We start from the raw sequence: 24,794 nt of genomic DNA on the forward strand, positions 1-24,794 counted from the left end.
GTCGGATGCAGGAGCACCCCTAAAAACCAGGCAAAAAGCAGGGCAGTTACGCCAGGACCCGCCTTTGTAGTGGAGTTTACACGCCACGACAAACAATGACCCACGGGTTTTGCGCGCAAGCGTCGAGAACAGACTGCACAGTCAGTTGAATTTCACCTGCTCGCGTTCGTTTTTGGAGGTGCCCTTGTACCCACGCGCAATCGCCCGGTTCTGCCCAGGCGACATTCTTTTCACCGGAGAGTAACGAGGAATCCATGAAGGTTCTTGTAGCTGTCAAACGAGTGGTCGACTATAACGTCAAGGTTCGCGTCAAGGCGGACAACTCCGGCGTAGACCTTGCTAACGTCAAGATGTCCATGAACCCCTTCTGCGAAATCGCCGTAGAAGAAGCCGTGCGCCTGAAAGAGAAGGGCGTGGCGAGCGAAATCGTCGTCGTTACCGTCGGCCCGGCCACTGCCCAGGAGCAGCTGCGTACCGCCCTGGCACTGGGTGCCGACCGCGCCGTGCTGGTCGAGTCGGCTGAAGAGCTGACCTCGCTGGCCGTGGCCAAGCTGCTCAAGGCTGTGGTCGACAAGGAGCAGCCGCAGCTGGTCATCCTTGGCAAGCAGGCCATCGACAGCGACAACAACCAGACCGGCCAGATGCTGGCTGCGCTGACCGGTTATGCCCAGGGTACTTTCGCCTCCAAGGTGGAAGTGGCCGGCGACAAGGTCAACGTCACCCGTGAAATCGATGGCGGCCTGCAGACCGTTGCTCTGAACCTGCCGGCGATCGTGACCACCGACCTGCGTCTGAACGAGCCGCGCTATGCGTCGCTGCCGAACATCATGAAGGCCAAGAAGAAGCCGCTGGAGACTGTGACTCCGGACGCGCTGGGCGTTTCCACCGCCTCTACCAACAAGACCCTGAAAGTCGAAGCGCCAGCTGCACGCAGCGCTGGTATCAAGGTCAAGTCGGTGGCTGAACTGGTCGAGAAACTGAAGAACGAGGCGAAGGTAATCTAAATGACTATCCTGGTTATCGCTGAACACGAAAACGGCGCCGTTGCCCCGGCGACCCTGAACACCGTTGCTGCCGCCGCGAAAATCGGTGGCGATATCCACGTACTGGTCGCTGGCCAGAACGTGGGTGGCGTTGCCGAAGCTGCCGCGAAAATCGCTGGCGTGGCCAAGGTGCTGGTAGCCGACAACGCTGCCTATGCGCACCAGCTGCCGGAAAACGTCGCGCCGCTGGTGGCCGAGCTTGGCAAGGCCTACAGCCACGTGCTGGCACCAGCCACCTCCAACGGCAAGAACATCCTGCCGCGCGTTGCCGCGCTGCTGGACGTCGACCAGATCTCCGAGATCATCGCGGTCGAGTCGGCGGACACCTTCAAGCGTCCGATCTACGCCGGTAACGCCATTGCCACCGTGCAATCGAGCGCTGCGGTCAAGGTCATCACCGTGCGTGCCACCGGCTTCGACGCCGTTGCCGCCGAAGGTGGTTCGGCTGCTGTCGAAGCGGTTGGCGCTGCCCACGATGCGGGCAAGTCGGCATTTGTCGGCGAAGAGCTGGCCAAGTCCGATCGTCCTGAGCTGACCGCTGCCAAGATCGTCGTTTCCGGCGGTCGCGGCATGCAGAACGGTGACAACTTCAAGCACCTGTACGCGCTGGCCGACAAGCTCGGCGCCGCCGTGGGTGCTTCGCGCGCCGCGGTCGACGCAGGCTTCGTGCCCAACGACATGCAGGTCGGCCAGACCGGCAAGATCGTTGCGCCGCAGCTGTACATCGCCGTCGGTATCTCCGGCGCGATCCAGCACCTGGCCGGCATGAAGGACTCCAAGGTGATCGTTGCGATCAACAAGGACGAAGAGGCGCCGATCTTCCAGGTGGCCGACTACGGCCTGGTCGCCGACCTGTTCGAAGCCGTACCTGAGCTGGAGAAGCTGGTTTAATCCAGCCGCTTCACTTATAAAGAGCCCGGTCTTTTGATCGGGCTTTTTTATTTCGCGACGCAAGGGAGGCATGTGCATGGGGTGGCTTGGCCGAATGGCGATGGCGGGATTGCTGGGGTTTGCCTGCTTGCCCACGGCGGCGCTGGCGGTGGGCAAGTGCGAGCGTCTGGTGGCGACCGGCAGCCCCGATGCGCCGCCCTATGCCTGGCGCGACCCGCAGGACCCCAGGCACCTGATTGGCGCCAACGTCGACCTGCTCAAGCAGGTGGCGACGGAGCTTGGGCTGAAGGTCGAGGTGCTGTACGCAGGCAAGCGCAACGAGGCGCAGGATGAAGTGCGCAGCGGACGCATGGACCTGCTGGTGGATGCGCCGCTGGCCACTGAAGACTTGACCCGTGTCGACTTCATCCACCCGGCGCTGCTGCAGAACGACTACCTGGTGTGGACCCGGCACGACTCCACGCTGGCCTACGACGGCCTGGCCGATCTGCACCAGCACCAGGGCGCGATCTCGGAGAAGGCCAGGCTGACCCCGGCGTTCGCCCAGTTTGCCAAGGACCAGTTGAAGCTGGCGCCGGCGCAGAACCTGACCCAGGCATTCCAGAAGCTTTTGCTTGGCCAGGTCGACTATGTGCTGGCCGGGCGGTACGCCGGCATGGCCATGGCGCAGACCCTTGGCATGGCCAACGACCTGATCGCCCGCGGCCTGCCGTTGGATCGCCCCGGGCTGTACCTGGCGCTGTCGCACAATTCGGCGTGCAATGACGCCTGGTTGCGCGGACAGCTGGCCAAAAAACTGACAGAATTGCCGGCCTCAGGCGTGCCTCAGGCAGTACTGCAACGCAATGTCGAGCGCTGGAAGGCGCAGCTGCAGCAACCGCTCGACGCCCCCAAACAGTAGGAAGATTGTGTGAGAACTCAACCGCTTTTCGCTGCCATGGCGTTACTGGCCCTGGCCGGTTGCGCTGCCGACCCGGCGCCCCACGAGCAGATGCGCCTGTCCGAACAGGCGCTGGAGCAGGCCAAGGCCGTCGGTGCCACCGACGAAGTGGCCGAACTGAAGCTGGCCGAAGACAAGCTTGCCCGCGCCCGCAGCAACATGGCCAGCGAGTCGTACCGTGATGCGCGGCTGCGCGCCGAGCAGGCCGAGCTTGATGCGCGGCTGGCCGAAGCCCGGGTGCTGACCCTCAAGAGTCAGGAGCAGCTGTCGCTGCTGCAATCGCGGGTCAATCGTCTGCGCAAGCAGTTGGGGGAGCAACAGTGAGTTCGATCAAGCCCTTGGTGGCCGTGTTGTGTGCAGGTGTGCTGGGGTTGCAGGGCTGCGCCAGCGAGCGCAGCGAAACCGCCCTCGACCAGGCCGCCGCCAGTTTCCAGGCAGTGAAGGACGATTCCAATGTGCTACGCAGTGCGCCGCGTGACGTGATCCGCGCCGGCGAGTCGCTGGCCCGTGCCGAGCGGTTGTCCAGCTACGTGGGCAGTGGTGCGGACGTGCGCCATTACGCCTACCTGAGTCAGCGCTACAGCGAGATTGCCCGCGAGCACAGCAACCTGGTGCTCAATCAGGAGCGCCTGGCCAAGCTCGAACTGGAGCGCCAGCGCCTGCAGCTGGCCCTGCGCGAGGCCAAGCTGGTCAGCGTGCAGCAGCAGGGCAAATGGCTGGAGGCACAGATCGTCAGCCTGGCCACGACCCAGAGCGACCGTGGCCTGGTGATGACCCTGGGTGACGTGCTGTTCGATACCGGGCAGGCCGAATTGAAGAACTCCGCCAGCCGTACCGTGCTCAAGCTGGTGCAGTTTCTGCAGCTCAACCCCCGGCGCGTTGTGCGCATCGAGGGGTATACCGACAGCACCGGCACTCCCGAGGACAACCTGACGCTGTCGCGTGATCGTGCGCAGGCCGTGGCGGACATGCTGGTCGACCTGGGCGTCGACGAAAAACGCATCCAGGTCGAAGGCTATGGCGACCAGTACCCGATCGAGGCCAATGCCTCGGAGCGGGGCAGGGCGCAGAACCGTCGGGTGGAGATCGTGTTTTCCGACGAGAAAGGCCACCTGGGCGCGCCGCGCTGAGGTCGAGGTAAACAAAAAACCGGTGATAGTCACCGGTTTTTTTATGCCGCAAAGCTTGAAAAAGCCGCTGTCACACAACTGTGTAGTCGACTATTCTGGCATCTGTGCCCGTACACTTATGCACTGTTCCGGTATTCTTCGCCGACTGTACAAGAACAATTAGATAGCCCGCGTTTCGAGATCCGTCCCATGACCAATCTGTTGCTCTACCAGCGCATCGCCCAGCAACTGGCGGAAGACATCCGCCGCGGCGTCTATCAGCCCGGTGAGCGCGTACCGTCGGTACGCAAGATGAGCTCGCAGCTCAATGTCAGCCATGCCACCGTGCTGCAGGCCTATGCCAACCTCGAGGACCAGGGGCTGATTCGCGCGCGGCCGCAATCGGGCTACTACGTCCACCAGACCCCGGCCCTGACTGCGCAGACCCCGGACATCGCGCGGGTCGAGCGTCCAGGGCTGGTCACGCGCAGTAGCATCATCCAGCAGGTACTGACCGAAGCCCGGCGTGATGGGGTGTTCCCGCTGGGGGCGGCGGTTCCGCATGTGGACTACCTGCCGGTGCGCGCGCTGCACCAGCAACTGGCCAAGGTCACGCGGTTCCAGAGCCCGCGCGCGTTCAGCTACATGTTCAGCCCGGGTTTCGAGCCGCTGCGCCGGCAGATCGCCATTCGCATGCGCGACGCCGGGGTGGTGGTCGACCCGTCCGAAGTGGTGGTGACCCACGGTTGCGTCGATGCGCTGCAGATGTCGTTGCGGGTGCTGACCCGGCCAGGCGACCTGATCGCCGCCGAGTCGCCCACCTATTACGGGCTGCTGCAACTGGCGGACCTGCTGGGGCTCAAGGTGATCGAGATTCCCAGCGACCCGGCCACCGGCATCAGCCTGGAGGCCCTGCAACTGGCGGCCAACCAGTGGTCGATCAAGGCGCTGGTGCTGACTGCGCGGTTGAGCAACCCGTTGGGCGGCACCATTCCCGAGGAACGCCAGAAGCAGTTGCTGCGCCTGGCCTCGGATTTCAACATCCAGATCGTCGAGGACGATATCTACGGCGAGCTGATGTTCGAGCAAGGGCGCACCAAGGCGCTCAAGGCCTTCGACCGGCTGGGGCGGGTGATCTATTGCTCGAGCTTTTCCAAGACCCTGTCGCCGGGGGTGCGTATCGGCTGGATGATCGCGGGCAACTATCAGCAGGAAATCCAGCGACTGCAGACCTTTACCACGCACTCGGCGTGCAGTGTGACGCAGATGGGGGTGGCGGCCTACCTTGAAAATGGTGGCTATGACCGCCATCTGCGCTACATTCGCCAGGAATATCGCAAGAACCTCAGTGCCTACCAGCTGGCGGTACAGCAGCACTTTCCGGAAGGCACCCAGATGAGCCGGCCTACCGGGGGCTTCATCCTGTGGGTCAGCCTGCCGGGGCGGGTCAACACCCAGGAGTTGCATGTACGTGCCTTGCAGCAGGGCATCAGCATCGCGCCCGGGCTGATCTTCAGTAACACGGAGCAGTTCAACCACTGCATTCGTCTCAACTGCGGCATTCCGTGGAACCGCGAGGCTGAGCGGGCGCTGCTGACATTGGGGATGCTGGCCCATCAGCTTTGCCAGGAAACCGTCTCGGGCGGATACCTCTAGATCGCGGGCTTGCCAGCGACTGCAGGAACAGGGAGCATGTGCGACTCATGAATACGTCTCGTTGCCTATGAAAGCGTTGAGCTGTGCTGCCGTGATGTTGTGTGCGCTGGGCCTGTGTGCAACGGGCCCGGCACTGGCTGTGCCCGGACCGGGGCCGATACTGCTGGCACAGGCGTCGGCTGCCCCGGCACCGGACCGGAAGCCTTCGACCCAGGCCCCGGTAAAAGCGAGTGCCAAGCCACAGGCCAAGCCCAAGGCGCAACCCAAGACCAAGGCTGGCGACCCCAGGAAGACGCCGGCCAAGGCGGTAAAGTCGGGCAAGCGCAAGGCCTCCGAGGTGATTGCCGCGCCCTTGCCCAAGGCGCGCCTGGATCTGAGCCTGCCCCCGGAGATGGTCAAGGACCTGCAGCCGAGCAGTCAGGAGGAAGTCCGTGTGCGACGTCCGCTGCTGCCGTCGTTGTTCGAAGAAAAGCCTGCCGCGGACAGCCCGTTCCAGCTCAATGGCCGCTTGATCAGCAACGAAATGCAATTGCAGTTGCGCAATGATGCCCGTCAGGACATCGAGGGTGCAGCCATCGATTTCGAGTTCAAGCAATAAACGCTGCTCGACCTGCCGGTCACATTCTGCGCGGCGATATTTCATCTGAGCGGTAATTTCAAACACCTGTTTTAGCGGTTACTATCCCCATTCACCCATCATTTGTTAGGCCGAGGTCCATGTCGTCATGAACTGCCGTGAAGGCTGTGGCGCTTGCTGCATTGCCCCTTCCATCAGCTCGCCCATTCCTGGCATGCCGCACGGCAAGCCGGCTGGCGAACGCTGTGTGCAACTGTCCGAGCACAACCTCTGCAGCCTGTTCGGCCAGCCCGAACGGCCGGCGGTGTGCTCGGGCTTCCAGGCGGAGGTGGACACCTGCGGCAATGATCGCGACGAGGCGATCAGGATCATCGGTTGGCTGGAGCAAGTGACGGCGGCTTGAGTGAGTGGAACTTCGCAAACAAGGAAAACAACACGATGGGTTCGATGAAGCGGGTAGCGGTGATTTGTGGTCTGAGTGCGATGTTCATGTCGGTGGCGCAGGCTGAAGACTGGAAGGTTGCCAAGGAAGCGGATGGCATCAAGGTATCGCTGAGCGAAGTGAGTGGTTCGAACTACAAGGCCTATCAGGGCGTGACGACCATCAAGGCGCCGCTGGCCAAGGTCCGGGCGCTGCAGGAAGACGTGGCCGGGGCCTGTGCCTGGATTCACGAGTGCAAGAGCCAGAAGCTGCTCAAGCACGAGGGTGACCAGAGCTGGACCTACACCCAGTTCAATACGCCGTGGCCGGTCACCCCGCGCGATTCGATCATCCATGTAACCACCAGCGAAGGCGCCGACGGCAGCCTGACCCGCAAGCTGGAGGGTGTGCCCAAGTACCTGCCGGAAGAAAAAGGCTATGTGCGGGTGGCTGAAGTGCAGGGTTTCTGGAAGCTGGTGCCCAAGGGTGACACTACCGAGGTGACATACCAGGTGCACACCGAGCCAGGCGGCAGTGTGCCAGCGATGGTGGCGAACAAGTTCGTGGTGGATGCGCCGTTCAATACGCTCAAGGCGTTGAAGGAGCGGGCGGAGAAACCGTAACAGTTTTACTGTTGGCTGGAATATGCTTCAACTGTAGGGGCCGCCAAGGCAGGCTCCTCCTGCATGAAGCGTTACGCAACAAAAAAGGCTGCCCGAGGGCAGCCTTTCTTGTTGTTGCAGGCGAGCCGTTTGGCTTACTTGCGGTCTTCCAGTTTGACGATGTCACGCGACTCGTAGCCGGTGTACAGCTGGCGCGGACGGCCAATCTTGTACGGGCTGGAGAGCATTTCCTTCCAGTGCGAGATCCAGCCGACGGTCCGCGCCAGGGCGAAGATCACGGTGAACATGCTGGTAGGGATGCCGATCGCCTTGAGGATGATCCCCGAGTAAAAGTCGACGTTCGGGTACAGCGAGCGCTCGATGAAGTACGGATCGGTCAGGGCGATCTCTTCCAGGCGCATGGCCAGTTCCAGCTGCGGATCGTTGGTGATGCCCAGCTCGCGCAGCACTTCGTCGCAGGTCTGCTTCATCACGGTGGCGCGCGGGTCGCGGTTCTTGTAGACGCGGTGACCGAAGCCCATCAGCTTGAACGGGTCGTTCTTGTCCTTGGCCTTGGCGATGAAGGTGTCGATGTTCGAGACATCGCCAATTTCGTCGAGCATGGTCAGCACGGCTTCGTTGGCGCCGCCGTGGGCAGGGCCCCACAGTGCAGCGATGCCGGCAGCGATACAGGCGAACGGATTGGCGCCCGAGGAGCCTGCCAGGCGTACGGTGGAGGTCGACGCATTCTGTTCGTGGTCGGCGTGGAGGATGAAGATCCGGTCCATTGCCTTGGCCAGCACCGGGCTGATCGGTTTGATCTCGCACGGGGTGTTGAACATCATGTGCAGGAAGTTTTCGGCGTAGGTCAGGTCGTTGCGCGGGTACATCATGGGCTGGCCCATGGAGTACTTGTAGACCATCGCGGCCAGGGTCGGCATCTTGGCGACCAGGCGCACGGCCGAGATTTCCCGGTGCTGCGGGTTATTGATGTCCAGCGAGTCGTGATAGAACGCCGACAGGGCGCCAACCACGCCGCACATGACGGCCATCGGGTGGGCGTCGCGGCGGAAGCCGTTGAAGAACGACTTCAACTGCTCGTGCACCATGGTGTGATTTTTGACGGTGCTGACGAACTGAGCCTTCTGCTCGGCATTCGGCAGTTCGCCGTTGAGCAGCAGGTAGCAGGTTTCCAGGTAGTCGGATTGCTCGGCGAGCTGTTCGATCGGGTAGCCGCGATGCAGCAGGATGCCCTTGTCGCCGTCAATGTAGGTGATCTTGGACTCGCACGATGCGGTCGCCATGAAACCAGGGTCGAAAGTGAAGTGACCCGTGGCCCCCAACCCTCTAACGTCGATAACATCGGGACCAACGGTGCCGGTTAAAATGGGCAGCTCGACGGGGGCTGCGCCCTCGATGACCAACTGCGCTTTTTTGTCAGCCATGTGGCCTCCTATTAATGCTTGAAATCATCAGACAGACCCCCCACGCAGGGCCCGCACCACTATAGTGAGATAAATTCGAATGTCAATTTGCCTAAAGCACGGTTGTAAAGGGCTTTGGGCGCTGTTTTTCCGCGAAATTGCGGCCCGTTTACGCCTTTTGTTCGCCAAAGGCAATGCGCTATTTGGGCTAGGGCTTCACGTTGTCATTAGTAGCCTAACTGTCTATACTCGGCACCCGACCGCCAGGGGCTTTAAAGCCCGCTTTTCTGGGGTCGTCACTCCCTGGGTGGTGGGTACCTGACCAGTACACTTACCAACAACTTTGCCCTGCTTGCTAGGGGCTCTTCAGTGTGAAAAAAGCCGTGAAAAGCCAACGACCTGTAAACCTAGACCTAAGGACCATCAAACTCCCCATTACCGGCGTTACGTCATTTCTTCACCGTGTTTCCGGCATCATCCTCTTTCTGGGCCTGGGCATCATGCTGTACGCATTGAGCCAATCCCTGAGTTCCGAGGAAGGTTTTGCCGAGGTGAAGGCATGCCTGACCAGTCCGCTGGCCAAATTCGTGGCGTGGGGCCTTCTGTCCGCCTTGCTGTATCACCTGGTTGCCGGTGTGCGCCATCTGATTATGGACATGGGCATCGGTGAGACGCTGGAAGGCGGCAAACTGGGCTCGAAAATCGTTATCGCCATTTCCGTGGTGGTGATCGTTCTGGCGGGAGTTTGGATATGGTAACTAATGTCACGAACCTGTCGCGTTCGGGCCTCTATGACTGGATGGCGCAGCGCGTTTCTGCGGTCGTTCTCGCGGCTTACTTCATTTTTCTGATCGGCTACCTGGTGGCGCACCCTGGCATCGACTATGCCCAGTGGCACGCCCTGTTCTCCCATAACGCGATGCGGATCTTCAGTCTGCTGGCCCTCGTTGCCCTGGGCGCTCACGCCTGGGTCGGCATGTGGACCATTGCCACCGACTACCTGACGCCGATGGCGCTGGGCAAGTCGGCGACTGCAGTTCGTTTCCTGTTCCAGGCGGTATGTGGTGTCGCGATGTTCGCGTACTTCGTCTGGGGTGTGCAGATTCTCTGGGGTATCTGATTCATGGCTAACATTCCAACGATTTCCTTCGACGCCATCATCATTGGTGGTGGCGGTGCCGGCATGCGCGCTGCGCTGCAGCTGGCTCAAGGCGGCCACAAGACCGCCGTGATCACCAAGGTGTTCCCGACCCGTTCGCACACCGTATCGGCCCAGGGTGGCATCACCTGCGCCATCGCTTCGGCCGACCCGAACGATGACTGGCGCTGGCACATGTACGATACCGTCAAGGGTTCCGACTACATCGGTGACCAGGACGCTATCGAATACATGTGTCAGGAAGGCCCGGCTGCGGTGTTCGAGCTGGACCACATGGGTCTGCCGTTCTCGCGTACCGAAACCGGCCGTATCTACCAGCGTCCGTTCGGTGGCCAGTCCAAGGACTACGGTAAAGGTGGCCAGGCCGCCCGTACCTGCGCCGCTTCCGACCGTACCGGTCACGCGCTGCTGCACACCCTCTATCAGGGCAACCTGAAAGCCGGCACCACCTTCCTCAACGAGTGGTACGCGGTTGACCTGGTCAAGAACCAGGACGGCGCCTTCGTCGGCGTGATCGCGATCTGCATCGAAACCGGCGAGACCGTCTACATTCGCGCCAAGGCCACCGTACTGGCCACCGGCGGTGCAGGGCGTATCTACGCCTCCACCACCAACGCCCTGATCAATACCGGCGACGGTATCGGCATGGCCCTGCGTGCCGGCGTGCCGGTGCAGGACATCGAGATGTGGCAGTTCCACCCGACCGGCATCGCCGGCGCAGGTGTACTGGTTACCGAAGGCTGCCGTGGTGAAGGTGGTTACCTGATCAACAAGCACGGCGAGCGTTTCATGGAGCGCTACGCGCCAAACGCCAAGGACCTCGCCGGTCGCGACGTTGTGGCCCGCTCCATGGTCAAAGAGATCATCGCCGGCAACGGCTGTGGCCCGAACGGCGACCACGTGATGCTCAAGCTCGACCACTTGGGCGAGGAAGTGCTGCACAGCCGCCTGCCAGGCATCTGCGAGCTGTCCAAGACCTTCGCGCACGTCGACCCGGTCGTTGCACCCGTACCCGTCGTTCCAACCTGCCACTACATGATGGGCGGCGTTGCCACCAACATTCATGGCCAGGCGATCTCGCAGAACGCCGACGGCGAAGACACCATCATCGAAGGGCTGTTCGCGGTCGGTGAAGTGGCTTGCGTATCGGTTCACGGCGCCAACCGCCTGGGCGGCAACTCGCTGCTCGACCTGGTGGTGTTCGGCCGTGCGGCCGGCCTGCACCTGGAAAAGGCCCTGAGCGACGGTATCGAATACCGCGACGCCAGCGACACCGACGTGGAAGTCGCGCTGAACCGTCTGAACAAGCTCAACGAGCGTACCGACGGCGAAGACGTGGCAACCCTGCGTCGCGAGCTGCAAAGCTGCATGCAGAACTACTTCGGCGTGTTCCGCACCGGCGAATACATGCAGAAGGGTATCGAACAGCTGGCTGGCCTACGCGAGCGTATCGCCAACGTCAAGATCAACGACAAGTCCCAGGCCTTCAACACCGCGCGTATCGAAGCGCTGGAGCTGCAGAACCTGCTGGAAGTCGCTGAAGCCACTGCAATCGCTGCTGAAGTGCGCAAAGAGTCCCGCGGTGCCCACGCCCGTGAAGACTTCGAAGACCGTGACGACGAAAACTGGCTGTGCCACACCCTGTACTTCCCGGGTGAAAAGCGGGTTGCCAAGCGTGCAGTCAACTTCTCGCCGAAAACCGTTCCGACGTTCGAGCCTAAAGTCCGGACTTACTAAGGGTGGCCACTATGTTGAAAGTCGAAGTTTATCGCTACAACCCCGACACCGACTCGGCACCTAAGACCCAGGTGTTCGAAGTCGATACCGGCGGCAAGGACCTGATGGTTCTGGATGTGCTGGCACTGATCAAGGAACAGGACGAAGGTTTCTCCTATCGTCGTTCGTGCCGCGAAGGCGTGTGCGGTTCCGATGGCATGAACATCAACGGCAAGAACGGCCTGGCCTGCATCACCCCGCTTTCGGCGGTGGTGAAGAAGAACAAGCTGGTCGTGCGTCCGCTGCCCGGCCTGCCGGTCATCCGTGACCTGGTCGTTGATATGAGCATCTTCTACAAGCAGTACGAGAAGGTGAAGCCGTTCCTGCAGAACGATACCCCGGCGCCGGCGATCGAACGCCTGCAGTCCCCGGAAGAACGCGAGAAGCTGGACGGTCTGTACGAGTGCATCCTGTGCGCTTGCTGCTCGACTTCCTGCCCGTCGTTCTGGTGGAACCCGGACAAGTTCCTGGGCCCGGCCGCTCTGCTTCAAGCTTATCGCTTCCTGGCCGATAGCCGTGACACCAAGACCCAGGAGCGCCTGGCGTCCCTGGATGATCCGTTCAGCGTATTCCGCTGCCGCGGGATCATGAACTGCGTAAACGTTTGCCCCAAAGGTCTGAACCCGACCAAGGCAATCGGCCACGTACGTAACATGCTGCTGCAAAGCGGCACCTGATTCAAAAGTGTTGTACCCGTAGCACACCGAAGTGCGGGCCCTTGCCCGCACCGAGGTGCAACTTGAGCAAAGGCCAAAAGCCCGAGCTTTTACCTATGAAGATATGAGACCAGCAGGGGCGTCCGGGCTGGTACCCGGTAAATCTGCGGAACTCTCGGTGGCTTGGTTCAGTCGCTGCATACGGACTCAACTCAGCTTGCTGTGGTTCTTGCCGATCGAGGCCCCTAACCGAGGGTGACCAAGCATGCAAGAAAGCGTGATGCAGCGCATGTGGAACAGCGCCCACCTTTCAGGTGGTAACGCTGCCTATGTGGAAGAGCTCTACGAGCTCTACCTGCACGACCCTAACGCTGTGCCAGAAGAGTGGCGCACTTACTTTCAGAAGTTGCCCGCCGAAGGCAGCACTGCCACCGATGTATCGCACTCGACGATCCGCGACCATTTCGTACTGCTGGCAAAGAACCAGCGCCGCGCCCAACCGGTTTCCGCCGGTAGCGTGAGCAGTGAACACGAGAAGAAGCAGGTTGAAGTGCTGCGACTGATCCAGGCCTACCGTATGCGCGGCCACCAAGCCGCGAAGCTCGACCCCCTGGGGTTGTGGCAGCGCCCTGCGCCAGTAGACCTGTCGATCAATCATTACGGCTTGACCAATGCCGATCTTGATACGACCTTCCGTGCCGGCGACCTGTTCATCGGCAAAGAGGAAGCGAGCCTACGCGAAATCTTCGAGGCGTTGCAGCAGACATATTGCCGCACCATCGGCGCCGAGTTCACCCACATCGTCGACTCCGAGCAGCGCAGCTGGTTCCAGCAGCGTCTGGAGAGCGTGCGTGGGCGTCCTGAATTTTCCGCAGACATCCAGAGCCACCTGCTCGAGCGCGTTACCGCGGCAGAAGGCCTGGAGAAATACCTGGGTACCAAATACCCGGGCACCAAACGTTTCGGCCTGGAAGGCGGCGAAAGCCTGATTCCGATGCTGGACGAGCTGATCCAGCGCTCCGGTTCCTATGGCACCAAGGAAGTCGTGATCGGCATGGCCCACCGTGGTCGCCTGAACGTACTGGTCAACACCTTCGGCAAGAACCCGCGCGAGCTGTTCGACGAGTTCGAAGGCAAGAAGAAGGTCGAGCTGGGTTCCGGTGACGTGAAGTATCACCAGGGCTTCTCGTCCAACGTGATGACCGCCGGCGGTGAAGTTCACCTGGCCATGGCGTTCAACCCTTCGCACCTGGAAATTGTCTCGCCAGTGGTGGAAGGTTCGGTGCGTGCCCGTCAGGACCGCCGCAACGACAGCGTTGGCGACAAGGTACTGCCGATCTCGATCCACGGCGACGCGGCCTTCGCTGGCCAGGGCGTGGTCATGGAAACCTTCCAGATGTCGCAGACCCGCGGTTTCAAGACCGGCGGCACCGTGCACATCGTGATCAACAACCAGGTTGGTTTCACCATCAGCAACCCGCTGGACTCGCGTTCCACCGAGTACTGCACCGACGTCGCCAAGATGATCCAGGCGCCGATCCTGCACGTCAACGGCGACGATCCGGAAGCGGTGCTGTTCGTGACCCAGCTGGCGGTCGACTACCGCATGCAGTTCAAGCGTGACGTGGTCATCGACCTGGTCTGCTACCGTCGTCGCGGCCACAACGAGGCCGACGAGCCGAACGGCACCCAGCCGCTGATGTACCAGCAGATCAGCAAGCAGCGCACCACCCGTGAGCTGTACGCCGATGCGCTGACCCAGGCCGGTCGTCTGGATGCCGAGCGCGTCCAGGCCAAGGTCGACGAGTACCGCAATGCGCTGGACAACGGCCTGCATGTTGTGAAAAGTCTGGTCAAGGAGCCGAACAAGGAGCTGTTCGTCGACTGGCGTCCATACCTGGGCCACGCCTGGACCGCGCGTCACGACACCCGCTTCGACCTCAAGACCCTGCAGGAGCTCTCGGCCAAGTTGCTGGAGCTGCCGGAAGGCTTCGTGGTTCAGCGCCAGGTCTCGAAGATCTACGAAGATCGCCAGAAGATGCAGGCCGGTGGCTTGCCGATCAACTGGGGTTACGCCGAAACCATGGCGTACGCCACCCTGGCCTTCGAAGGTCACCCGATCCGCATGACGGGTCAGGATATCGGTCGCGGCACCTTCTCTCACCGCCATGCGGTGTTGCACAACCAGAAGGACGCCAGCACCTATATCCCGCTGCAGAACCTGTTCCCGGGCCAGCCACGTTTCGACCTGTACGATTCGTTCCTGTCCGAAGAGGCGGTACTGGCGTTCGAATACGGCTACTCGACCACCCAGCCCAATGCGCTGGTGATCTGGGAAGCCCAGTTCGGCGACTTCGCCAACGGTGCCCAGGTGGTTGTCGACCAGTTCATCACCAGCGGCGAGCACAAGTGGGGCCGTCTGTGCGGTCTGACCATGCTGCTGCCACACGGTTATGAAGGGCAGGGGCCTGAGCACTCCTCGGCGCGTCTGGAGCGTTACCTGCAACTGTGTGCCGAGCACAACGTTCAGGTCTGCGTACCGACCACGCCGGCTCAGATCTACCACCTGCTGCGTCGTCAGGTCATCCGTCCGCTGCGCAAGCCGCTGATCGTGCTGACACCCAAGTCGCTGCTGCGCCACAAGCTGGCCATCTCGACCCTGGAAGAACTGGCCGAAGGCTCGTTCCAGACCGTCATTCCGGAAATCGACAGCCTCGATCCGGCCAAGGTGACGCGCCTGGTGCTGTGCAGCGGCAAGGTCTACTACGATCTGCTGGAAAAACGCCGTGCCGAAGGTCGTGAAGACATCGCTATCGTGCGTATCGAGCAACTGTATCCGTTCCCTGAAGACGATCTGGTTGAAATCCTTGCGCCTTACACCGGTCTGAAGGACGTGGTGTGGTGTCAGGAAGAGCCGATGAACCAGGGCGCGTGGTACAGCAGCCAGCACCACATGCGTCGCATCCTGAGCCGTCACAACAAGGACCTGGTCCTTGAGTACGCCGGTCGTGACGCCTCGGCAGCACCTGCCTGTGGTTACGCTTCGATGCACGCCGAACAGCAGGAAAAACTGCTGCAAGCTGCCTTCACCGTTTAATGCCATCGCGCACCAGAAACCGAATTTAAGGAACCACTGATAATGGCTATCGAGATCAAAGCCCCTACTTTCCCGGAATCGGTTGCCGATGGCACCGTTGCCACCTGGCACAAGAAACCGGGCGAAGCCGTCAAGCGTGACGAGCTGATCGTCGACATCGAGACCGACAAGGTCGTCCTGGAAGTGCTGGCCACCGCCGATGGCGTGCTGGGCGACATCGTCAAGGGCGAAGGCGAGACCGTGCTGTCCGACGAAGTGCTGGGTTCGATCAATGAAGGCGCTGCACCAGCTGCTGCTCCGGCCGCCGCTGCCGCTGCACCTGCCCAGGCTGCCGCTCCGGCCGACGCTGGCGAAGACGACCCGATTGCTGCGCCTGCCGCACGCAAGCTGGCCGAAGAAAACGCCATCGACCTGGCCAGCGTCGCTGGCACCGGCAAAGGCGGTCGCATCACCAAGGAAGACGTCGTCGCTGCCGTCGCCAACAAGAAGGCCGCTCCGGCTGCCGCTGCTGCCAAGCCGGCCGCTGCTGCCGCTGCCCCGGTTGTCGCCACTGGCGACCGTACCGAGAAGCGTGTGCCGATGACCCGCGTGCGTGCCACCGTGGCCAAGCGTCTGGTCGAAGCACAGTCGAACATGGCGATGCTGACCACCTTCAACGAAGTCGACATGACCGAAGTCATGGCACTGCGTTCGAAGTACAAGGACCTGTTCGAGAAGTCCCACAACGGCGTGCGCCTGGGCTTCATGTCGTTCTTCGTCAAGGCTGCCACCGAAGCGCTGAAACGCTTCCCGGCCGTCAACGCCTCGATCGACGGCAGCGACATCGTCTACCACGGCTACGCCGACATCGGTGTTGCCGTGTCCAGCGACCGCGGCCTGGTGGTACCGGTACTGCGTAACGCCGAGCAGATGAGCCTGGCCGAAATCGAAGGCGGCATCGCCACCTTCGGCAAGAAGGCCCGTGACGGCAAACTGTCGATCGACGAGATGACCGGCGGTACCTTCACCATCACCAACGGTGGTACCTTCGGTTCGATGATGTCGACCCCGATCGTCAACCCGCCGCAGGCTGCAATCCTGGGCATGCACAACATCATCCAGCGTCCGATGGCCGTCAACGGCCAGGTCGTGATCCGTCCGATGATGTACCTGGCACTGTCCTACGATCACCGCCTGATCGATGGCAAAGAAGCCGTGACGTTCCTGGTGACCATCAAGAACCTGCTGGAAGACCCGGCTCGTCTGCTGCTGGACATCTGATAAACAGCTGCAGGCTGCAAGCGACAAGCTTCGAGCAGAAGCGTGTTCGCCTTGCCGCCTGCAGCTTGCCGCTTGACGCTAAAAGGAATCTTTTATGACCCAGAAATTCGACGTGGTAGTGATTGGTGCAGGTCCTGGCGGCTATGTAGCCGCGATCAAGGCTGCCCAGCTCGGCCTGAGCACTGCCTGTATCGAGAAGTACGTTGACGGCGAAGGCAAACTGGCCCTCGGCGGTACCTGCCTGAACGTGGGTTGCATTCCGTCCAAGGCGCTGCTGGACAGCTCCTGGAAGTACAAGGAAGCCAAAGAGAGCTTCAACGTGCACGGCATCTCCACTGGCGAAGTGAAGATGGACGTGGCTGCGATGGTTGGCCGCAAGGCTGGCATCGTCAAGAACCTGACCGGCGGCGTTGCCACCCTGTTCAAGGCCAACGGCGTCACTTCGATCCAGGGCCACGGCAAACTGCTGGCCGGCAAGAAAGTCGAAGTCACCAAGCCTGACGGCAGCACCGAAATCATCGAAGCCGAGAACGTGATCCTGGCCTCCGGTTCGCGTCCGATCGACATTCCGCCGGCTCCGGTCGACCAGAAAGTCATCGTCGACTCCACCGGCGCCCTGGAATTCCAGACCGTGCCAAAACGCCTGGGCGTGATCGGCGCCGGCGTCATCGGCCTGGAGCTGGGTTCGGTATGGTCGCGCCTGGGTGCCCAGGTGACCGTGCTCGAAGCCCTGGACACCTTCCTGATGGCAGCCGACACCGCTGTTGCCAAGGAAGGCCTGAAGACCCTGACCAAGCAAGGTCTGGACATCAAGCTGGGCGCTCGCGTGACCGGCTCGAAGGTCAACGGCGACGAAGTCGAAGTGACCTACACCGACGCCAACGGCGAGCAGAAGATCACCTTCGACAGGCTGATCGTTGCAGTCGGCCGTCGCCCTGTGACCACCGACCTGCTGGCTGCCGACAGCGGCGTGACCATCGACGAGCGCGGTTTCGTGTTCGTTGACGACTACTGCGCTACCAGCGTACCGGGCGTCTACGCCATCGGTGACGTGGTACGTGGCATGATGCTGGCGCACAAGGCCTCGGAAGAGGGCATCATGGTCGTCGAGCGCATCAAGGGCCACAAGGCCCAGATGAACTACGACCTGATCCCATCGGTTATCTACACCCACCCGGAAATGGCCTGGGTCGGTAAAACCGAGCAAGCCTTGAAGGCTGAAGGCGTTGAGGTTAACGTGGGCACCTTCCCGTTCGCGGCCAGCGGCCGTGCGATGGCGGCCAACGACACCGGTGGTTTCGTCAAGGTCATCGCCGATGCCAAGACCGACCGCGTTCTGGGTGTACACGTCATTGGCCCAAGCGCTGCCGAACTGGTGCAGCAGGGTGCAATCGCAATGGAATTCGGCTCCAGCGCCGAAGACCTGGGCATGATGGTCTTCTCCCATCCGACCTTGTCTGAAGCGCTGCACGAAGCCGCTCTGGCCGTGAATGGCGGTGCCATCCACGTAGCCAACCGCAAGAAGCGTTAAACAATAAGAAACCACGGCGGACGGCCCGTCGTGAGTCTTGCGTGCATGGCTCACCGCGGAAAGTCCGCCGGACTCGAACTCCCGGAGCATACCGGGGGCAAGCGGTCACAGGTGGCGCGGCACTCCACAGGAGCGCAGCGCCGAAGCGCAGTACCTAACGAAGACGGTAAAAAGCATGAATCTTCACGAGTATCAGGGTAAGCAGCTGTTCGCTGAATACGGCCTGCCAGTTTCCAAGGGTTTCGCAGTCGACACCCCTGAAGCTGCAGCAGAAGCCTGCGACAAGATCGGTGGCACCGAGTGGGTTGTAAAAGCCCAGGTTCACGCCGGTGGTCGCGGTAAAGCGGGCGGCGTAAAGCTGGTTCGCAGCAAAGAAGACGCCAAGGCGTTCGCTGCCCAGTGGTTGGGCAAGCGTCTGGTTACCTACCAGACCGATGCCAATGGTCAGCCAGTCACCAAGATCCTGGTTGAATCGTGCACTGATATCGCTAAAGAGCTGTACCTGGGCGCTGTCGTTGACCGTTCGAGCCGTCGTATCGTGTTCATGGCCTCCACCGAAGGTGGCGTGGACATCGAGAAAGTCGCTCACGACACTCCGGAAAAAATCATCAAGGCCACTATCGATCCACTGGTTGGCGCTCAGCCATTCCAGGGTCGCGAGCTGGCATTCCAGCTGGGTCTGGAAGGCAAGCAGGTTGCTCAGTTCGCCAAGATCTTCGTCGGTCTGGCCAAGCTGTTCAAAGAGCACGACCTGGCACTGCTGGAAGTGAACCCGCTGGTGATCAAGGCCGACGGCGATCTGCACTGCCTCGATGCCAAGATCAACATCGACGCCAACGCCATGTACCGTCAGCCCAAGCTGAAAACCTTCCACGACCCGTCGCAGGACGATCCTCGTGAAGCCCACGCTGCCAGCTTCGAGCTGAACTACGTGGCCCTGGAAGGCAACATCGGCTGCATGGTCAACGGTGCCGGCCTGGCCATGGGTACCATGGACATCGTCAACCTGCACGGCGGCAAGCCAGCCAACTTCCTCGACGTAGGTGGTGGCGCTACCAAAGAGCGCGTGACCGAAGCGTTCAAGATCATCCTGTCCGACAGCAATGTCGCGGCCGTACTGGTCAACATCTTCGGCGGCATCGTTCGTTGCGACATGATTGCCGAAGGCATCATCGGTGCAGTGAAAGAAGTTGGCGTTAAAGTGCCGGTTGTTGTTCGTCTGGAAGGCAACAACGCTGAACTGGGCGCCAAAGTACTGGCAGAAAGCGGTTTGAACATCATTGCGGCAACCAGCCTGACCGACGCTGCTCAACAAGTTGTCAAAGCTGCGGAGGGCAAGTAATGAGCGTCCTGATCAATAAAGACACCAAAGTCATCTGCCAGGGCTTCACCGGCTCGCAGGGTACCTTCCACTCCGAGCAAGCCATCGCCTACGGCACCAAGATGGTTGGCGGCGTGACCCCAGGCAAAGGCGGCACCACTCACCTGGGCCTGCCGGTGTTCAACACCGTGAAAGAAGCAGTAGCTGCTACCGGCGCCGACGCGTCGGTCATCTACGTACCGGCGCCTTTCTGCAAGGACTCGATCCTGGAAGCAGCGTTCGGCGGCATCAAGCTGATCGTGTGCATCACCGAAGGCATTCCTACCCTGGACATGCTCGATGCCAAGGTCAAGTGCGACGAGCTGGGTGTTACCCTGATCGGCCCTAACTGCCCAGGCGTCATCACCCCGGGCGAGTGCAAGATCGGCATCATGCCAGGTCACATCCACTTGCCAGGCAAGGTCGGTATCGTGTCGCGTTCCGGCACCCTGACCTATGAAGCCGTGAAGCAGACCACTGACGCCGGTTTCGGTCAGTCCACCTGCGTCGGTATCGGTGGCGACCCGATCCCGGGTTCGAACTTCATCGACATCCTGAAGCTGTTCCAGGAAGACCCGAAGACCGAGGCGATCGTGATGATCGGCGAGATCGGCGGTTCGGCTGAAGAAGAAGCGGCTGCCTACATCAAGGCAAACGTCACCAAACCAGTGGTTTCCTACATCGCCGGTGTGACTGCCCCAGCGGGCAAGCGCATGGGCCATGCTGGCGCCATCATTTCGGGCGGCAAGGGTACTGCAGACGAGAAGTTCGCAGCCCTGCAGGACGCCGGTGTAAAAACCGTGCGTTCGCTGGCCGACATCGGCAAGGCCCTGGCCGAGCTGACCGGTTGGGAAGTGAAGAAGTAAGCTGCGGCTGACCTTCCACGCTTCGGCAAAGGCCACCCTCGGGTGGCCTTTGTGCTTTCTGGTGTACAACGCTGCCCCCTGTAGGGGCCGGCCTTGCCGGCGAAGCAGACAGCGCGTTCTTGCATAAAAGTCGGTCATCCACGCGACATGCATATTCGCTCATCGGACAAGCACCCCTCTGGCAGTGCGTTTTGCGGCCAGATTCGTTAACCTGTGCCCTCATTTTGTGCCAGCACCCCAAAAGGGAGCTACACGCTAAACGGGTCTGCTCCATCCGGGCAGGCAGCATTTCCCTCACCCAAGGGGAAGTCCCTCTCTAAATCCCGATTTCAGAAGTGTGGTATTTCCTTAATGAAAGTCTTGAAAGGCCAGGACATCCTGGCGCTTGGTTTTATGACGTTCGCGTTATTCGTGGGCGCAGGCAACATCATTTTCCCGCCTATCGTCGGCCTGCAATCGGGCCCCTACGTCTGGTTGGCCGCCCTGGGCTTTCTGGTCACTGCCGTGGGCCTGCCCGTGATCACCGTGGTGGCACTGGCCAAGGTCGGTGGCGGCATGGACGCGCTGAGCAGCCCGATCGGCAAGGTGGCCGGTGGCCTGCTGGCGGCTGCCGCGTACCTGGCCGTAGGCCCGCTGTTCGCCACCCCGCGTACCGCGACCGTGTCCTTCGAGGTAGGTGTTGCACCGCTGACCGGCGAGAGCCCGACCGCGTTGTTCATCTATAGCCTGGTGTACTTTGCCGTGGTGCTGGCCGTGTCCATGTACCCGGGCAAGCTGCTCGATACCGTCGGGCGCTTCCTGGCCCCGCTGAAGATCATCGCGCTGGCCGCGCTGGGCATCGCCGCGTTCATGCTGCCGGCCGGCACCATGGGGGTGGCGCAACCTGAATATGTCGCCGCGCCGTTCTCCCAGGGCTTCATCAATGGCTACCTGACTATGGATACCCTGGGCGCGCTGGTGTTCGGTATCGTCATCGTCAACGCGATCCGCTCGCGTGGCGTCGACTCGCCGCAACTGATCACCCGCTATGCCATCATCGCCGGCCTGATTGCCGGTGTCGGCCTGGCGCTGGTGTACATCAGCCTGTTCCGCCTGGGTGCGGGCAGCCACGAGATCGCCGCCGGTGCGAGCAATGGTGCGGCGGTGCTGCATGCCTATGTACAGCACACTTTCGGTTCGCTGGGCAGTGGCTTCCTGGCTGTACTGATCGCGCTGGCCTGCCTGGTCACCGCCGTGGGCCTGACCTGCGCCTGCGCGGAGTACTTCAGCCAGGTACTGCCGTTGTCGTACCGTATGCTGGTGGTGCTGCTGGCCGGCTTCTCGCTGGTGGTGTCGAACCTGGGCCTGACCAAGCTGATCGCGTTCTCGATCCCGGTGCTCACGGCAATCTACCCGCCCTGCATCGTGCTGGTGGCGCTGAGTTTCTGCGGCAACCTGTGGAACTCCCAGACCCGCATCATGGCCCCGGTCATGGCGGTGTCGCTGCTGTTCGGCGTGATCGACGCGCTCAAGGGCGCCAACCTCGCTGGCTGGCTGCCGGAGTCGCTGGCGCACCTGCCGCTGAGCGAGCAGGGCCTGGCCTGGCTGGTGCCTTCGGTGGCGATGCTGGCTGTTGCCGTGGTGCTTGACCGCATGCTCGGCAAGCCGCGCGAAGCGGTCGCCTGAGTGTCGGCCGCGGCAGGCGAGGGCCACAAGCCATGATCGCCTGCCGGGCCAGCCTCTGAAGAGCCCCGCATCCATTCGGATGCGGGGCTTTTTCGTCTCGGGGCCACGTGTCTTTTTGCCGCTGGCAGCGTCGAAAGGCGGACAATGCACCATCCTGTGCCATTTCTTCGGGAGCGCCATGAGTTTCATCCAGAACAACCTGATCAACCTGTTTGCCGCCTGCTGGTTCGTTGCCTGCTGGGGCGGCTACACCCGCTACGCCAGCTGGAAGGCCCGTGATACCGCCTGCCTGGCCAGCGTCATGCACCTGTACCGCGAGGACTGGATGCGCCGCATGCTGCTGCGCGACAACCGCATCGCCGACGCCAGCGTGATCGGCAACCTGGAGCGCAACGCATCGTTCTTCGCCTCCAGCACCCTGATCATCCTGGCCGGTATCCTCACCGTGCTGGGCGCCTCGGACCGCGCCTGGTCGCTGCTGGCCGACCTGCCGCTGGTACAGCAGACATCCCAGGGCATGTCCGAAATCAAACTGTTATGCCTGGCGATGGTGTTCGTGTACGCCTTCTTCACCTTCAGCTGGTGCATGCGCCAGTACAACTTCGCCGCCGTGCTGGTGGGCTCGGCACCGATGATCGGCGAGCGTCAGGTCAGCGAGCAGGAGCGCAAGGCCTTCGCTCTGCGCGGGGCGCGGGTGATCTCGCTGGCGGCCAACCAGTTCAACTTCGGGCTGCGCTCGTACTATTTCGGCATGGCCTTGCTCAGCTGGTTCATCAGCCCCTGGCTGCTGGTGCTGATGAGCACCGGGGTAGTACTGGTGCTGTACCGCCGCGAGTTTCATTCCGACGTGCTCGACGTGATGGTCTATACCCCTACAGAGGCGCCATTGCCTGAGCCGAACAAGGAACCGGTCGCATGAGTATTCCGTTCTGGTGTGTGTTGATCAGCGCACTGCTGATCTATGTGGCGCGGGTGCCGGTGGCGCGTGCGATGAAGCAACAGGGCAGCTACGACAACCACCTGCCGCGCAGCCAGCAGGCGCAACTGACCGGCATGGGCGCCCGGGCGGTGGCGGCGCACCAGAACAGTTTCGAAGCATTCATGTTGTTCGCCGTAGGTGTATTGATGGCGCACACCACCCAGACCCAGGGTTTTCTGATCGATACCCTGGCGATCATCTTCGTGATCGCGCGGATCATCTACCTGCCGCTGTACTGGTTTGACTTTGCGTGGCAGCGCAGCCTGGTCTGGTCGATCGGGCTGATCTGTTCATTGTTGCTGATGCTCAGCCCGACCTTTCGCCAACTTCTGGCCTGACATGAAAAAACCCGACCTGAGTCGGGTTTTTTCAATAAAGCGCAGTTGCTTACTTGGCAGGTTCTGCCGGGGCGGCTTCTGGTGCTGGCGTCACAGGAGCGGCCTGGTTGTTTTCTTCTGCACGCTTTTGTTCGGCTTCAGCACTGTCTTTGGCGGCTTCGGCGTTTTCTTTGGCGGCGTCGTTCATCTTATCCTGAGCGTCGTCCATTTTCTTCTGGGCTTGCTCGGCATGTTCTTGAGCGTCCTGGGCTTTGTTTTCGCTGGCTTTATCGCAAGCAGCGAGGCCCAGGGCGGCGGCCAGCATAACGGCAAAGGCAATGGGTTTACGCATGGGGTGTTTCTCCTTGTGGAATAGAGTTGCTTGAATTATCTGAGTTCAAGTAAGCGACATAAGTTCCGCGTCGTTTGCACATATATAAGTGCCGGATCCATATAGACTTTCCCTCAGGCTTATGCAGCACCTGAGTTATTGCACAAGGAGCTGACCGTGAATGAACCGTCACCGTTGATGGCCCAGGCCGAACGTTTTCTTTCGGCGCTGCGCCATTGCCAGTTGTTGAAGATGCACGTAGAGCGTGCCGATGCCGACGGCATCACGCTGTGCCTGCCGTACTCGCCGCAGATCGTGGGTAACCCGCAGAGCGGCGCGATCCATGGCGGTGCAATCACCACCCTGATGGACACTGCGCTGGGCATGGCCACCCTGTGCGCCCTGGCCGAGTTCGAGGTGTGCCCGACCCTGGACCTGCGCATCGACTACATGCACCCGGGGCAGGCCGACAAGGCGGTGCATGGCCAGGCGCAGTGCTACCGGGTCACCCGCGATGTGATCTTCATCCGCGGCTGCGCCTACCAGGACGACCCCGACCAGCCGATTGCCCAGGTGGTGGGCACCTACATGCGCCTGGGCAAGGACATCAAGGGCGGCCTGGGCTTTGGCCGGCAGCTCAAGGCGGTGGCGCAATGATTCCCGCGGACGTGCATGCACAGCTGCGCCAGGCGCATGCCCAGGGCAACTACGCGCCATTGCTGCAACTGATCCCCTACGCCAGCCTGATCGGCATCCAGTGCAGCCGTGACGGCGACGACCTGCTGTTCTGCCTGCCGGCCAGTGCCGACAATATCGGCAACCCGTTGCTGCCGGCGATCCATGGGGGGGTGATCGCCGGGTTCATGGAACTGTCGGCGGCGCTGTACCTGCTGATTTTCAGCGAAAGCGCGAGCATTCCCAGGATCATCGACTTTTCCATCGATTACCTGCGCGCCGGCCTGTACCGCGATACCTATGCGCGGTGCCAGCTGTGGCGCCAGGGGCGGCGGGTGACCAACGTCGCGATCACCGCCTGGCAGGGCGACCCGGACCAGCCCATCGCCACGGCCCGTGCGCATTTCAAGATCAAAGAACTGCCCGTGCCCTTGAAATAGATATGCCAGCCCCCATCTG

25 protein-coding genes are annotated in these 24,794 nt (G+C 61.5%); 23 read left to right on the top strand and 2 right to left on the bottom strand.

Annotation, left to right across the window (positions count from 1 at the left end; translation table 11 throughout):
• The first annotated feature begins 254 nt into the window (after positions 1–254).
• The 9 genes from B4I46_RS14775 (at position 255) to B4I46_RS14815 (ending at position 7,260) form a co-directional block, all read left to right on the top strand.
• On the top strand, positions 255–1,004 hold the full coding sequence (locus B4I46_RS14775; protein ID WP_043863151.1) for an electron transfer flavoprotein subunit beta/FixA family protein: 750 nt from the start codon (positions 255–257) through the stop codon (positions 1,002–1,004).
• Complete coding sequence (locus tag B4I46_RS14780; RefSeq protein WP_043863150.1) at positions 1,005–1,934, top strand: electron transfer flavoprotein subunit alpha/FixB family protein; 930 nt, start codon at positions 1,005–1,007, stop codon at positions 1,932–1,934.
• 94 nt (positions 1,935–2,028) lie between these two features.
• Positions 2,029–2,835, top strand: a complete 807-nt coding sequence (locus tag B4I46_RS14785) for a substrate-binding periplasmic protein (RefSeq protein ID WP_244988700.1) — start codon at positions 2,029–2,031, stop codon at positions 2,833–2,835.
• 9 nt (positions 2,836–2,844) lie between these two features.
• Positions 2,845–3,198 (top strand): DUF4398 domain-containing protein, encoded by a 354-nt coding sequence (locus B4I46_RS14790; protein ID WP_043863148.1) that lies wholly within the window; start codon positions 2,845–2,847, stop codon positions 3,196–3,198.
• A complete protein-coding gene (locus tag B4I46_RS14795) occupies positions 3,195–4,004 on the top strand; it encodes an OmpA family protein (protein ID WP_043863147.1) in 810 nt (269 codons plus the stop codon). Before B4I46_RS14790 ends, B4I46_RS14795 begins: the two co-directional genes overlap by 4 nt.
• Before the next feature lie 189 nt (positions 4,005–4,193).
• Positions 4,194–5,639, top strand: a complete 1,446-nt coding sequence (locus B4I46_RS14800; RefSeq protein WP_078480451.1) for a PLP-dependent aminotransferase family protein — start codon at positions 4,194–4,196, stop codon at positions 5,637–5,639.
• Between the two features lie 67 nt (positions 5,640–5,706).
• Entirely contained in the window at positions 5,707–6,237 is a 531-nt protein-coding gene (locus tag B4I46_RS14805; protein ID WP_043863145.1) for a hypothetical protein, read from the top strand.
• A gap of 127 nt (positions 6,238–6,364) precedes the next feature.
• The gene (locus B4I46_RS14810) at positions 6,365–6,619 is read left to right on the top strand and encodes a YkgJ family cysteine cluster protein (protein WP_043863144.1); all 255 of its coding nucleotides are present in this window, start codon (positions 6,365–6,367) and stop codon (positions 6,617–6,619) included.
• Positions 6,620–6,654: 35 nt separating this feature from the next.
• Positions 6,655–7,260: an START domain-containing protein gene (locus tag B4I46_RS14815; RefSeq protein WP_286900742.1), complete on the top strand. Its 606-nt coding sequence runs from the start codon at positions 6,655–6,657 to the stop codon at positions 7,258–7,260.
• A gap of 134 nt (positions 7,261–7,394) precedes the next feature.
• Here the strand turns inward: B4I46_RS14815 and gltA are convergent, their stop codons facing one another.
• The gene (gltA, locus tag B4I46_RS14820) at positions 7,395–8,684 is read right to left on the bottom strand and encodes a citrate synthase (RefSeq protein ID WP_043863142.1); all 1,290 of its coding nucleotides are present in this window, start codon (positions 8,682–8,684) and stop codon (positions 7,395–7,397) included.
• A gap of 350 nt (positions 8,685–9,034) precedes the next feature.
• Between gltA and sdhC the strand changes: the two genes are divergently transcribed.
• The 12 genes from sdhC to B4I46_RS14880 all read left to right on the top strand — a co-directional run bounded on the left by sdhC (position 9,035) and on the right by B4I46_RS14880 (position 23,350).
• A complete protein-coding gene (gene sdhC, locus B4I46_RS14825; RefSeq protein WP_088515660.1) occupies positions 9,035–9,421 on the top strand; it encodes a succinate dehydrogenase, cytochrome b556 subunit in 387 nt (128 codons plus the stop codon).
• A complete protein-coding gene (sdhD, locus tag B4I46_RS14830) occupies positions 9,415–9,783 on the top strand; it encodes a succinate dehydrogenase, hydrophobic membrane anchor protein (protein WP_043863140.1) in 369 nt (122 codons plus the stop codon). Before sdhC ends, sdhD begins: the two co-directional genes overlap by 7 nt.
• A gap of 3 nt (positions 9,784–9,786) precedes the next feature.
• A complete protein-coding gene (gene sdhA, locus B4I46_RS14835; RefSeq protein ID WP_043863139.1) occupies positions 9,787–11,559 on the top strand; it encodes a succinate dehydrogenase flavoprotein subunit in 1,773 nt (590 codons plus the stop codon).
• Positions 11,560–11,570: 11 nt separating this feature from the next.
• Positions 11,571–12,275, top strand: coding sequence for a succinate dehydrogenase iron-sulfur subunit (locus tag B4I46_RS14840; protein WP_043863138.1), 705 nt, complete (start codon positions 11,571–11,573; stop codon positions 12,273–12,275).
• Positions 12,276–12,519: 244 nt separating this feature from the next.
• Positions 12,520–15,351 carry a 2-oxoglutarate dehydrogenase E1 component gene (locus B4I46_RS14845; protein WP_043863137.1) on the top strand — a complete coding sequence of 944 codons (2,832 nt, stop codon included), beginning with the start codon at positions 12,520–12,522 and terminating at the stop codon, positions 15,349–15,351.
• 42 nt (positions 15,352–15,393) lie between these two features.
• On the top strand, positions 15,394–16,611 hold the full coding sequence (gene odhB / locus B4I46_RS14850; RefSeq protein WP_054915668.1) for a 2-oxoglutarate dehydrogenase complex dihydrolipoyllysine-residue succinyltransferase: 1,218 nt from the start codon (positions 15,394–15,396) through the stop codon (positions 16,609–16,611).
• A 94-nt stretch (positions 16,612–16,705) separates the two neighbouring features.
• The gene (gene lpdA, locus B4I46_RS14855) at positions 16,706–18,142 is read left to right on the top strand and encodes a dihydrolipoyl dehydrogenase (RefSeq protein ID WP_043863135.1); all 1,437 of its coding nucleotides are present in this window, start codon (positions 16,706–16,708) and stop codon (positions 18,140–18,142) included.
• 175 nt (positions 18,143–18,317) lie between these two features.
• Complete coding sequence (sucC, locus tag B4I46_RS14860) at positions 18,318–19,484, top strand: ADP-forming succinate--CoA ligase subunit beta (RefSeq protein ID WP_043863134.1); 1,167 nt, start codon at positions 18,318–18,320, stop codon at positions 19,482–19,484.
• Positions 19,484–20,368: a succinate--CoA ligase subunit alpha gene (gene sucD / locus B4I46_RS14865; RefSeq protein WP_038613108.1), complete on the top strand. Its 885-nt coding sequence runs from the start codon at positions 19,484–19,486 to the stop codon at positions 20,366–20,368. Before sucC ends, sucD begins: the two co-directional genes overlap by 1 nt.
• 351 nt (positions 20,369–20,719) lie before the next feature.
• The gene (brnQ, locus tag B4I46_RS14870; protein ID WP_043863133.1) at positions 20,720–22,033 is read left to right on the top strand and encodes a branched-chain amino acid transport system II carrier protein; all 1,314 of its coding nucleotides are present in this window, start codon (positions 20,720–20,722) and stop codon (positions 22,031–22,033) included.
• A 178-nt stretch (positions 22,034–22,211) separates the two neighbouring features.
• Positions 22,212–22,952 carry a DUF599 domain-containing protein gene (locus B4I46_RS14875; protein ID WP_054915669.1) on the top strand — a complete coding sequence of 247 codons (741 nt, stop codon included), beginning with the start codon at positions 22,212–22,214 and terminating at the stop codon, positions 22,950–22,952.
• Positions 22,949–23,350 (top strand): MAPEG family protein, encoded by a 402-nt coding sequence (locus B4I46_RS14880; RefSeq protein ID WP_286900758.1) that lies wholly within the window; start codon positions 22,949–22,951, stop codon positions 23,348–23,350. Before B4I46_RS14875 ends, B4I46_RS14880 begins: the two co-directional genes overlap by 4 nt.
• Before the next feature lie 49 nt (positions 23,351–23,399).
• Here B4I46_RS14880 and B4I46_RS14885 read toward each other — a convergent pair whose 3' ends face one another.
• A complete protein-coding gene (locus B4I46_RS14885; RefSeq protein ID WP_043863130.1) occupies positions 23,400–23,681 on the bottom strand; it encodes a hypothetical protein in 282 nt (93 codons plus the stop codon).
• A gap of 177 nt (positions 23,682–23,858) precedes the next feature.
• On the opposite strand from B4I46_RS14885, the gene B4I46_RS14890 reads away from it, so the two are divergent.
• Both B4I46_RS14890 and B4I46_RS14895 read left to right on the top strand, forming a co-directional pair.
• Positions 23,859–24,317 (top strand): PaaI family thioesterase, encoded by a 459-nt coding sequence (locus B4I46_RS14890; protein WP_286900798.1) that lies wholly within the window; start codon positions 23,859–23,861, stop codon positions 24,315–24,317.
• The gene (locus B4I46_RS14895; RefSeq protein WP_043863128.1) at positions 24,314–24,775 is read left to right on the top strand and encodes a PaaI family thioesterase; all 462 of its coding nucleotides are present in this window, start codon (positions 24,314–24,316) and stop codon (positions 24,773–24,775) included. The genes B4I46_RS14890 and B4I46_RS14895 overlap by 4 nt, the downstream gene beginning before the upstream one ends.
• Positions 24,776–24,794: the final 19 nt, after the last annotated feature.

This window comes from Pseudomonas sp. UBA7500, from assembly GCF_002478435.1.
In the GTDB taxonomy this organism is placed as follows: Bacteria; Pseudomonadota; Gammaproteobacteria; order Pseudomonadales; family Pseudomonadaceae; genus Aquipseudomonas; species Aquipseudomonas palmensis.